General features: G+C 70.6%; 10 protein-coding genes and 1 riboswitch. Of the genes, 3 read left to right on the top strand and 7 right to left on the bottom strand.

All coding sequences use genetic code 11. The annotated features are described in order from the left end of the window. Window positions 1–62: 62 nt before the first annotated feature. Window positions 63–590 carry a DUF4245 domain-containing protein gene (locus tag GEV26_RS13235; RefSeq protein ID WP_194839859.1) on the top strand — a complete coding sequence of 176 codons (528 nt, stop codon included), beginning with the start codon at window positions 63–65 and terminating at the stop codon, window positions 588–590. Here GEV26_RS13235 and GEV26_RS13230 read toward each other — a convergent pair. The 3 genes from GEV26_RS13230 to GEV26_RS13220 are packed head-to-tail and all read right to left on the bottom strand — an operon-like array spanning window position 563 to window position 2,578. Then, window positions 563–790, bottom strand: a complete 228-nt coding sequence (locus GEV26_RS13230; protein WP_153653753.1) for an exodeoxyribonuclease VII small subunit — start codon at window positions 788–790, stop codon at window positions 563–565. The genes GEV26_RS13235 and GEV26_RS13230 overlap by 28 nt on opposite strands. Then, window positions 783–2,042 carry an exodeoxyribonuclease VII large subunit gene (xseA, locus tag GEV26_RS13225; protein WP_153653751.1) on the bottom strand — a complete coding sequence of 420 codons (1,260 nt, stop codon included), beginning with the start codon at window positions 2,040–2,042 and terminating at the stop codon, window positions 783–785. The genes GEV26_RS13230 and xseA overlap by 8 nt, the downstream gene beginning before the upstream one ends. Before the next feature lie 26 nt (window positions 2,043–2,068). Further along, window positions 2,069–2,578: a C40 family peptidase gene (locus GEV26_RS13220; protein ID WP_153653749.1), complete on the bottom strand. Its 510-nt coding sequence runs from the start codon at window positions 2,576–2,578 to the stop codon at window positions 2,069–2,071. Window positions 2,579–2,580: 2 nt separating this feature from the next. Further along, window positions 2,581–2,756: riboswitch (cyclic di-AMP (ydaO/yuaA leader) on the bottom strand. A gap of 122 nt (window positions 2,757–2,878) precedes the next feature. Here GEV26_RS13220 and GEV26_RS13215 point away from each other — a divergent pair. After that, window positions 2,879–3,874 (top strand): 4-hydroxy-3-methylbut-2-enyl diphosphate reductase, encoded by a 996-nt coding sequence (locus GEV26_RS13215; RefSeq protein ID WP_153653747.1) that lies wholly within the window; start codon window positions 2,879–2,881, stop codon window positions 3,872–3,874. Between the two features lie 118 nt (window positions 3,875–3,992). On the opposite strand, the gene ggt is transcribed toward GEV26_RS13215, so the two are convergent. After that, window positions 3,993–5,822: a gamma-glutamyltransferase gene (ggt, locus tag GEV26_RS13210; protein WP_153653745.1), complete on the bottom strand. Its 1,830-nt coding sequence runs from the start codon at window positions 5,820–5,822 to the stop codon at window positions 3,993–3,995. Between the two features lie 101 nt (window positions 5,823–5,923). On the opposite strand from ggt, the gene GEV26_RS13205 reads away from it, so the two are divergent. Continuing rightward, window positions 5,924–7,807 (top strand): Na+/H+ antiporter, encoded by a 1,884-nt coding sequence (locus tag GEV26_RS13205; RefSeq protein ID WP_153653743.1) that lies wholly within the window; start codon window positions 5,924–5,926, stop codon window positions 7,805–7,807. A 90-nt stretch (window positions 7,808–7,897) separates the two neighbouring features. On the opposite strand, the gene GEV26_RS13200 is transcribed toward GEV26_RS13205, so the two are convergent. From GEV26_RS13200 to GEV26_RS13190, 3 genes are read right to left on the bottom strand one after another with little or no spacing between them, the layout of a single operon-like run. Beyond that, window positions 7,898–8,320 carry a DUF6542 domain-containing protein gene (locus tag GEV26_RS13200; RefSeq protein ID WP_153653741.1) on the bottom strand — a complete coding sequence of 141 codons (423 nt, stop codon included), beginning with the start codon at window positions 8,318–8,320 and terminating at the stop codon, window positions 7,898–7,900. A 2-nt stretch (window positions 8,321–8,322) separates the two neighbouring features. Beyond that, window positions 8,323–9,399 carry a DNA recombination protein RmuC gene (locus GEV26_RS13195; protein ID WP_153653739.1) on the bottom strand — a complete coding sequence of 359 codons (1,077 nt, stop codon included), beginning with the start codon at window positions 9,397–9,399 and terminating at the stop codon, window positions 8,323–8,325. Window positions 9,400–9,450: 51 nt separating this feature from the next. Continuing rightward, the gene (locus GEV26_RS13190; protein ID WP_153653737.1) at window positions 9,451–9,777 is read right to left on the bottom strand and encodes an antibiotic biosynthesis monooxygenase family protein; all 327 of its coding nucleotides are present in this window, start codon (window positions 9,775–9,777) and stop codon (window positions 9,451–9,453) included. Window positions 9,778–9,853: the final 76 nt, after the last annotated feature.

Raw genomic sequence — 9,853 nt, 5'->3', positions numbered from 1 at the left:
CGTGGACGACGAGGTGGACCGGCCCCGTAGGGTGGACGCGCCGACGTCGCGAAAGGATGCCGATGAGCTCGACCGGTTCCTCCCGGGGCAATCCCGCAATGGGTGACATCCTGCGCTCCGTCGCAGTGCTCGGACTCATCGTGCTGGCGCTCTGGGCGTTCGGCAAGATCCTGTTCACCAACGACACCGCGAAGACGATCGACCCGATCGACTACGCCAAGGTCGTCGAGCAGGCCCGCCCGGTCGCGTCCTTCCCGCTGCTCGCGCCCACGTCGCTGCCGCGCGGCTGGGAGGCCAGGACCGCCCGCTTCGACCCGGAGGCGTGGCACCTCGGCGTCTTCACCGACTCCGGCGACTACATCGGCTTGGAGCAGATCAAGGTCAGTGCCGATCGTGCGGTCGACCGTTTCGCCGAGGGCAGCAAGCCCGCGGGCAAGGCCGAGGTCGACGGGCAGGAGTGGTCGGTCCGCTCGGGCCCCAAGGGCCGGTGGATCTACGTCCGCGCCGAGGACGGCGTGACGACTCTGGTCAACAGCTCGGCCTCGCGCAAGGTCGTCGAGCGCTACATCTCCTCGCTGTCGACGTCCTGATCGCCCGAGCGCGAGGCGGCCGCCAGCCGGGCCTTCGCGCCGTCGAGCCAGGTCTGGCAGATCGCCGCGAGCTGCTCGCCGCGCTCCCACAGGGCAAGTGACTCGTCCAGGCTCGTGCCGCCGGCCTCGAGCCGCTGCACGACGGCGATCAGCTCGTCGCGAGCCTGCTCGTAGGGGATCTCCGGAGTGGTCTCAGTCATCGTCGGGCTCCTCTGGGGGCAGGGGGATGTCGGCAGGATGGGCGGGCAGTGCGGCCACGGTGCGGGCGCGGATCGTGCCGTCGGCGACACGGACCGTGAGCTCGGTGCCGTCGGGGACCTGCTCGATCGACGTGATCACCGCGCCGTCGGCGAGCTGCGCCACCGCGTAGCCCCGCTGGAGGGTGGCGAGCGGGGACAGCCCTCGCACCCGGGCCAGGTGGTGGCCGATCTCGTCGCCGGCACGGTCCAGGCGGTGCCCGAGTGAGCGACGGGCGCGGTCACGGACGTCGTGGAGCCGGACCTCCTCGGCCTCGACGAGCGTCGCGGGACGGGCGAGGACGGGGCGCGAGCGCAGATCCGCCAGGCCGCGCTGCTCGCGATCGACCCGCGAGCGTACGGCCAGCAGCGCCCGCTCGCGCATGGCCGCGACCCCGGCGAGCTCTTCGCGGACGTCGGGCACGATGCGCTTGGCGGCGTCGGTCGGCGTGGACGCCCGCAGGTCGGCGACCAGGTCGAGGATCGGGGTGTCCGGCTCGTGGCCGATCGCGCTGACGACGGGGACCGTGCAGGCGTGGACGGCCCGGATCAGCCCCTCGTCCGAGAACGGGAGGAGATCCTCGATCGAGCCGCCACCGCGGGCGATCACGATCAGGTCGACCGAGGCGTCCGCCGACAGCTCGGCCAGCGCCCGCATCACGTCGCGCGCCGAGTCGTTGCCCTGCATCAGGGCGTGCCGGACCACGAAGCGCACGTCGGCCCAGCGCAGCTGGGCGTTCTGCAGGACGTCGCGCTCGGCGGCGGAGTTCTTGCCCGTGATCAGGCCGATGCCGCGCGGCAGGACCGGCAGGGGCTTCTTGAGCCGCGGGTCGAACAGTCCCTCGGCCGCGAGCAGCTGCTTGCGACGTTCGAGCTGGGCCAGCAGCTCGCCCTCGCCCTGGGGCCGGATCTCCCGCAGCTCGAGGGCGAGGCTGCCGCGCGGGGCGTAGAAGCTCGGCTTGGCGTGCACGACGACGCGCGAGCCCTCGGTGATGGGGGCGTGCGAGGCATCGAGCACGCTCGCGTGGCACTTGGCCTCGATCGAGACCTTGGCCTGCAGGTCGCGCAGCGTCAGGAAGCACATCCCCTGGCGCCGTGTGAGCGAGGCGATCTCGGCCTCGATCCACACGGCGCCCAGGCGGTCGACGTAGCCGGCCAGGAGCTGGGAGATCTGCCGCAGCGGTGCAGGGGTCTCCGCGCTCGTCTCCAGGGCCATGCGATCACCCTAGAGGTGGGGTCGGACTAGCCGTGCGTGCCGGCGATGGTCGTCTTGACGGCCTTGTTGGTGCTGGTCATCTTGAGACCGCCGCCGGGGCGGACCACGACGTAGCCCTGCGACCAGATCTTGTGCTTGCCGACCGGGACGCCGGTGCGCTGGGCCTCCCACATCTTGCCGCCGCCGGCGTAGATGGCCGAGTGGTACGCGCTGCCGCCGCGGCGGAACACGAGGATGTCGCCGGGCTTCTTCTTGCCCTTGGCGATCCGCTTGCCCTTGAGCTGGGCGCCGGACGTGCGGCCGATCTTCTTGCCGGCCTTCTTGTAGACGTACTGGACGTAGCCCGAGCAGTCGAAGGCGCGGGGGCCGGCGCCGCCCCACTTGTAGGGCTTGCCCTTGAGCTTGGCCGCCTGCTTGAGGACGGTGTCTGCGCGGGTCGTGGTGGTGGTCTTGGCGTTTGCGGTGCCCGTCAGGCCGGTCAGGACGACGACGAGGGCGGTGAACAGGGTCGCGAGGACACGTGTGTACGTGCGCATAGGGGTTCCTTCGTGCACGCCTGTGAAAGATGACCTGTCGGGTTCAGGCGCGAAGGATGCCTGTCGGATCGATACCGATTAACCCCAAGGCTCCGGTGGGAGCCGTCGTGCTGGGTCTTCCATGCCCGTCTCGTGTGTTGACTCCTGCGGACGTGACGGGCCTCGGCGCGTACGCAGTGCCGCCCCGGTGGAGGCAACCGGACCGACATTACAGGCCGAATCAACCTCGTGCGCCCCGAATGAGGTGTGAGGACCATCGCGTCGGGCCCGGGCGCATTGCGTGTCACCTAGGATGAAGGCATGTCTTCCCAGGTCTCCCTTGGCATGCCCCCGGTCGGTGGCAGCGTGCTGCTCGCCGATCCCCGTGGCTACTGCGCGGGCGTCGATCGCGCGGTCATCACGGTCGAGAAGGCACTGGACCTCTACGGTGCGCCGGTCTACGTGCGCAAGCAGATCGTGCACAACAAGCACGTGGTCAACAACCTCGCGGCCCGTGGCGCGATCTTCGTCGAGGAGCTCGACGAGGTGCCCGAGGGAGCCACGGTCGTGTTCTCCGCGCACGGCGTCTCGCCCATGGTCCACGCCGAGGCGGCCGAGCGTCAGCTCAAGACGATCGACGCGACCTGCCCGCTGGTCACCAAGGTGCACCACGAGGCCAGGCGGTTCGCGAGCGACGGCTACCAGATCCTGCTGATCGGCCACGAGGGTCACGAGGAGGTCGAGGGCACCGCGGGCGAGGCTCCCGAGCACATCACGCTCGTGCAGACCCCCGACGACGTCGACCACATCGAGTTCCCGCCCGGCACCCGCCTGTCGTGGCTCTCGCAGACCACTCTCAGCGTCGACGAGACGATGGAGACGGTCAGCCGGCTGCGCGCGAAGTTCCCGCAGCTGGAGGATCCGCCGTCCGACGACATCTGCTACGCCACGCAGAACCGGCAGGTCGCGGTCAAGGAGATCGCCAAGAACGCCGATCTGGTGATCGTGGTCGGCTCGGCCAACTCCTCCAACTCGGTGCGTCTCGTCGAGGTCGCGCTGGAGGCCGGTGCGAAGGCGTCCTACCGCATCGACGACATCTCCGAGATCGACGAGGCCTGGCTCGACGGCGTCCAGACGGTCGGCGTGACCTCGGGAGCGTCCGTGCCGGACGATCTCGTGCAGGAGGTGCTGGGCTATCTCGCCGATCACGGCCACCCGGACGCCGACGCCGTGCGCACCGCCGACGAGAGCCTGATCTTCGCCCTGCCGCCCGAGCTCCGCAAGGACATGAGGGCCGCAGGCGTCCCCTACAAGTAGCCAGCCCACCAGCCCCCCAGCCCAGATTTGCGGAGTCCTGCACGCTTTCGCGGGCGAAAACAGTGCAGAACCCCGCAAATTTGGGCTGGGGGCGGGCTGGGGCTGGGACTGGGGCTACCTACCGCCCGGGGCGTACGACCTGGGCGCTGCCGCCGCCTCGGCGCTTGGGCTCGGCGGCCGCGATGAAACGGCCGCTCCTGTCCACCTCGATCGTCGCCGCGGCGCCGATCTCCGCAGCGGACGTGAACTGGTCGCCCGACGGCACGAGCCGCTGCCCGTACGGTGCGAGCGCGTCCTCGTAGGCCGCGATGAACTCCGGCTCGGCGGGGGTCGTGGCGGCGTTGCGCTGGGACGCACGCGGGGCCGCGACGGCCTGGGGCAGGGTCATGCCCAGGTCGATCCGGTTGAGCAGGATCTGCAGGACTGTGGTGATGATCGTGGCGCCGCCGGGTGAGCCGACGACGTACTTCACCTTGCCGTCCTTGAGCACGATCGTCGGCGCCATCGAGGAGCGCGGACGCTTGCCGGGGGCGATGCGGTTGGGGTCCTTCGGGTCGTACGCCGCGGTGAAGTCGGTCAGCTCGTTGTTGAGCAGGAAGCCGCGCCCCGGCACCGTCATCGCCGAGCCACCGGTCTGCTCGATTGTGAGCGTGTAGGCCGCCGCATTGCCCCAGCGGTCCACGACCGACAGGTGGGTGGTCGAGACGTTCTCGGTGTCGGGCTTCTCCGCGGCCGCCCGCGTCGCGCAGCCCCTGCCGTCCAGCGAGCCCGCCGCGACCGGCTTCGGCGCGGCCTGGGTCGGGTCGATCGTGCAGTCGCGCGAGTCGGCGAAGCGCTGGCTCAGCAGCGTCCGGGTCGGCACGTCGACGAACGCTGGATCTCCGACGTACGCGTTGCGGTCGGCGAACGCCCGCGCGGACGCCTCGAGATACAGGTGCAGGCTGCGGGCGGTGCGCGTCCCTCCACCGAGGCGGTGGTTCTCCAGGATGTTGAGCGCCTCGCCCACCGAGGTGCCGCCCGACGAGGACGGCGCCATGCCGTAGACCGACAGGCCGCGGTAGGAGACCTTGGTCGGGTCCTGCTTCCTGACCCGGTACGTCGCGAGGTCCCGGGTCGTCATCGAGCCGGCGGGTGCGGGCAGTGCGGAGGCGGGGTCCTTGCGCGGGTGCCGCACGACGTCCGCGATCTCGGCGGCCAGCGTGCCCCGGTAGAACGCGTCGGGTCCCCGGCTCGCGATGCGGGACAGCGTGCGGGCCAGGTCGGGGTTGCGGAACCGGGTGCCGACCTTTGGCGCGTCCCCGCCGGGCAGGAACAGCTCGGCCGTGTCGGGGAAGGCCGCGAACCGGGTCTTGTTGTCCAGGGTCTGGTTGCGGAAGGTGTCGTCGACGACGAAGCCCTTGCGAGCGAGCTCGATCGAGGGCGCCAGCGTGCGGGCGAGGGAGCGGGTGCCGAAGCGGTCGAGGGCGGACTTCCACGTCGCGACCGTCCCGGGGACGCCGACGGCCACGCCGGACGACACGAGGTCGGGCGTGAACGTGTAGGGCTTGCCCGTCGCGGGGTCGACGAACGCGTCGGGCTTGATGCCCGCCGGTGCGGTCTCGCGCCCGTCGATCGTGCTGACCTTCTTGCGCTTGGCGTCGTAGTAGACGAAGTAGCCGCCTCCGCCGATGCCCGCGCTGTACGGCTCGGCGACGCCGAGCGCGGATGCCATCGCGACGGCGGCGTCGGCGGCGTTGCCGCCCTTGCGCAGCACCTCGACACCGATGCGGCTGGCATTGGCGTCGACCGAGCTGACGGCGCCCCCTCGGCCGTACGCGGTGGCGCCCGACGAGGGCGCGGACGGTGTCGCGCCGGCGTCCTGCGGGGCGACGCCCACCAGGGCGGCCCCCACGGCCGCGGCAGCGGCGACGGCGACGATCGGACGGCTACGACGTACGAGAACGGTCATGGCTGGCTTCCCCCCGGAAGTGGTGACGTCCTCACACCGTACGACTGCCGGGCCGACCGCGCGAGCCCGCGGAGATCGTTGCCGGCTGAGACAATGTCGAGGTGGACACTGCCTTCACCCTCGTAACATTGCTGGCCACCGTCGTCGCGGTGAGCGCGCTCGCCGGCAAGTACGGACTGTCCGCCCCCTTGGTCTTGATCGTGGTCGGCATCGCGGGCTCGTACATCTCGGTGTTCCCGGACTATCGGCTCACGCCGGAGATCGTGCTGGTGGGCCTGCTCCCGCCGTTGCTGTACGCCGCGGCCATCCGGACGTCGCTGATCGACTTCGAGGCCAATCTTAGACCCATCGCGCTGCTCAGCGTCGGCCTGGTGCTCTTCACGACGGTCGTCGTCGGATTCCTGGTCTCGGCGCTGCTCCACATCCCGTTGGCGGCGGGATTCGCGCTGGGGGCGGTCGTGGCGCCGCCGGACGCCGTGGCCGCGACCGCGATCGCGCGCCGGATCGGACTGCCGCGACGGGTCGTGACGATCCTCGAGGGCGAGAGCCTGGTCAACGACGCGACCGCGATCGTCACGCTGCGCACGTCGATCGCGGCGATCTCGGGGTCGGTCAGCGCCTGGCAAGTGGGTGCGGGCTTCGTGGTCTCGGCGGTCGGCGGGGTGGCGATCGGTCTCGCGGTGGCCATGGTCGTGGGCCGCATCCGCCGCCACATCCAGGACGAGGTCACCGACGTGGCGGTGTCGCTGCTGACTCCCTGGATCGCGTACCTGCCGGCCGAGGAGATCCACGTCCCCGGTCTCGACTCCCAGCCGTCGGGCGTGCTCGCGGTCGTCGTCGCGGGCATCATCCTCGGTCACAAGTCGCCGATCATCCAGTCCGGCGCTTCGCGGCTGTTCGAGCGGACCAACTGGGCCACGATCTCGTACGTCCTGGAGAACTCGGTCTTCTTGCTGATCGGCCTGCAGATCCGCACGATCGTCGACGACGCCCGCGGCTCCGACCTGTCCGCCACCCGGATCACGCTGTCGTGCATCGCGGTGCTGGTCACGGTGATCGTGGTGCGGATGGTCTGGGTGTTCCCCGCGACGTACCTGCCCCGGCTCATCCCCAGCGTGGCCGAGAACGAGCAGCGGCCCACGCCGCAGTCGGCGTTCCTCGTGGCATGGACCGGCATGCGCGGCGTGGTGACGCTCGCTGCGGTGTTCCTGCTGCCCGAGGACACCCCGCAGCGCGAGGTGCTGGTGCTGATGGCGTTCGTCGTCACGGTCGGCACCCTGATGATCCAGGGGCTGAGCGTCCCGTGGCTGGTGCGCCGGCTCAGGGTGCCCGGGCCCGATCGGCACGAGGACCACCTGCAGGAGGCGGCCATCTTCCAGGCGGTGACCGACGCGGGCATGGAGTACCTCGACAAGGAGGTCGAGGGGACGGTGCCCGAGCCGGTCATGGACCGGCTGCGCTCGCGGGCTACCGATCGCACCAACGCGGTGTGGGAGCGGCTGGGCGGCATCGAGACGCCGAGTGCGCAGTACTCCCGGCTGCGCGCCGAGATGCTGCGGCGCGAGCGTCAGGAGCTGCTGCGGATCCGTGCGTTGGGCACCGTCGACCAGTCCGTGCTGACCCGCATCATGAACGCGCTGGACGTCGAGGAGTCGATCCTCGACCGGCTGTCCGAGGGCGAGACGACGGCGGACCGCGACACCGACCTGCGTCCCACGTACGACCCGAACGGGGCGTGCGAGCACCTGGCCGTCGCGTGCGTGGTGCCGGACCCGGTCACTCCGCAGGGGTGCGAGGAGTGCCTGCGTGACGGCCTCGACTGGGTGCACCTGCGGCTCTGCATGGGGTGCGGCCACGTGGGGTGCTGCGACTCCTCGCACGGGCACGCCACCGCCCACTTCGAGCAGACCGGTCACCCCGTGATGCGCAGCTTCGAGCCCGGTGAGGCCTGGCGTTGGTGCTTCCTCGACGAGGCGACGGGCTGACCGCTCCGTCCCTCCCGCCCAGATTTGCGGAGTCCTGCACGTTTCCGCGCGCGGATTCCGTGCAGGACTCCGCAAATCTGGGCTGGGGGGTCAGCGCTCGGGGGCGCCGATGATGCGCAGGGCGATCAGGACCAGCGCCAGCCCGTGGCCGATCACGAGCGTCAGTCCGTGGTCGATCGTGCCCGCGATGAGCCGCGCGATCGTGCCGGCGTCCTCGGCCATGCCGTTGACCTGGATCGCGTCGGGGGCGAACAGGCAGACCGCGAGCAGGCTGGCGATCAGCAGCACAGGAGGCAGGACGCCGGTCGGGAACAACCCCCGGACGTCCACGCTGAGCGGCGCGGTGACGACGACCAGGACGAAGCCCACCGAGTAGAGGGGGCCGAGCCGGCCGTCCATCAGGTCGAGCAGGACGATCGCGGCCATCGCCACGCAGGACGCGACGAGGACCTGGCCGGCACTCAAGTCGTACCGGGCCACACGTGCTGGTGTGCGGGACACCGCCTGCGTCATGGCTAAGACGTTAGTTCATCGACCAGCTCAGGAGCGGTCAATGAACGGGGTGTCGACTCAACGAGCCTGGGGGACTCGACGGGCGTGGTGGACACGTGCAACGCGTTGAAACGCCGGGCCGTGACGAGGAAGCGCGACTCGATCGAGCTCACCGCGTCGTTGTACGACCGGACCGTCGACTCCAGCGAGCGGCCGAGCTTGTCGACGTGGCCGGCGACCGTGCCGATGCGCTCGTACATCTCGCGGGCGATCGTCTGGATTTCCCGGGCATTGGCTGCGAGCTGCTCCTGCGTCCACGCGTACGCCACGGTGCGCAGCAGCGCGATGAGCGTCGTGGGCGTCGCGAGGACGACCTTCTTCGCCGAGGCGTACTCGAGCAGGGTCGGCTCGGCCTCGAGCGCCGCGGACAGGATCGACTCCCCGGGCACGAACAGCACGACGAACTCGGGGGCCTGGTCGAACTGTGACCAGTAGGACTTGGCCGCGAGCTGGTCGATGTGGGTGCGCACCTGCCGGACGTGACGGCGTAGCTGAGCGGCGCTCTCCTCGTCGGTCTCGGACTGGACGGCGTCGAGATAGGCGTCGAGCGGGACCTTGGAGTCGACCACGACGCGCTTGCCGCCGGCGAGGCGTACGACCATGTCGGGGCGCAGGATCGAGTCGCCGTCGCTCACGCTGACCTGCAGGTCGAAGTCGCAGCGCTCGAGCATGCCCGCGAGCTCGGCGGTGCGCTTGAGGTGCATCTCGCCCCAGCGGCCGCGCACCTGCGGTCGGCGCAGCGCGGTGGCGAGCGACGCGGTCTCCTTGCGCAGCGAGTCGCTGGTCAGGCGGACGGCGTCGACCTGCTCGCGCAGCTGGGTGTGCCACTCGATGCGGCTCGCCTCGAGCTGGCGCAGCCGCTCGCCGAAGCGATCAAGGCTCTCCTTGACCGGCTCGACGGCCTGCGCGGTGGCGGCCGTGGACAGGCTCAGGTCGTGGGCCGAGGCACTCGGCGCGCGCCGGCCACCGAGCAGATAACCGATCGCAAGCCCGGCCACCAGCGCGAGGAGGGCGGTGAGAAGGAGGGGGAAGACGTCCATGCAAGAACAATGACCGCCCCCACCGACAAATCAGCCCCCCATCCGCGAGGGTCAGCCCTCGGAGCCGCCGGCGACCTCGTAGCTCCAGACCTCGCTGTGGGTCGAGACCGGCTTGGGGGCGTCGCCGCCGGCCCGCTCGGCTGCGGTCCGGTGGCCCTCGGCGAACGACGGCGAGCTGATCCAGGCCTGGAAGTCGTCCTCGCTGGCCCAGCGCGTCAGCACGAGCCACTGCGTACGTTCGTCAGTGGGCTTGAGCAGCTCGAAGCCCTCGAACCCCTGCGCGCCGTCGACGGCACCTGCCCGAGCAGCGAAGCGATGGGCGAGCTCGTCGCCGGATCCGGCGGGGACGGTGATGGCGTTGATCTTGATGACGGTCATGCTTGGCAGCGTAGCCCGGGCTCCGCGCCGGCCACCTGGTTCGAGGGCTGGCTGGTCGCCGTCCCGGTGGTTAGAG

The organism is Aeromicrobium yanjiei (assembly GCF_009649075.1).
Classification (GTDB): Bacteria; Actinomycetota; Actinomycetes; order Propionibacteriales; family Nocardioidaceae; genus Aeromicrobium; species Aeromicrobium yanjiei.
This window is presented reverse-complemented; position numbering and strand designations above follow the sequence as displayed.

What these genes read in the sequence shown, in the direction of transcription:
- GEV26_RS13215 (WP_153653747.1), top strand. Translation starts at nt 2,879, where the DNA reads ATGTCTTCCCAGGTCTCCCTTGGCATGCCCCCGGTCGGTGGCAGCGTG.
- GEV26_RS13195 (WP_153653739.1), bottom strand. Translation starts at nt 9,399, where the DNA reads ATGGACGTCTTCCCCCTCCTTCTCACCGCCCTCCTCGCGCTGGTGGCC.
- GEV26_RS13190 (WP_153653737.1), bottom strand. Translation starts at nt 9,777, where the DNA reads ATGACCGTCATCAAGATCAACGCCATCACCGTCCCCGCCGGATCCGGC.
- xseA (WP_153653751.1), bottom strand. Translation starts at nt 2,042, where the DNA reads ATGGCCCTGGAGACGAGCGCGGAGACCCCTGCACCGCTGCGGCAGATC.
- GEV26_RS13200 (WP_153653741.1), bottom strand. Translation starts at nt 8,320, where the DNA reads ATGACGCAGGCGGTGTCCCGCACACCAGCACGTGTGGCCCGGTACGAC.
- GEV26_RS13220 (WP_153653749.1), bottom strand. Translation starts at nt 2,578, where the DNA reads ATGCGCACGTACACACGTGTCCTCGCGACCCTGTTCACCGCCCTCGTC.
- GEV26_RS13230 (WP_153653753.1), bottom strand. Translation starts at nt 790, where the DNA reads ATGACTGAGACCACTCCGGAGATCCCCTACGAGCAGGCTCGCGACGAG.
- ggt (WP_153653745.1), bottom strand. Translation starts at nt 5,822, where the DNA reads ATGACCGTTCTCGTACGTCGTAGCCGTCCGATCGTCGCCGTCGCCGCT.
- GEV26_RS13235 (WP_194839859.1), top strand. Translation starts at nt 63, where the DNA reads ATGAGCTCGACCGGTTCCTCCCGGGGCAATCCCGCAATGGGTGACATC.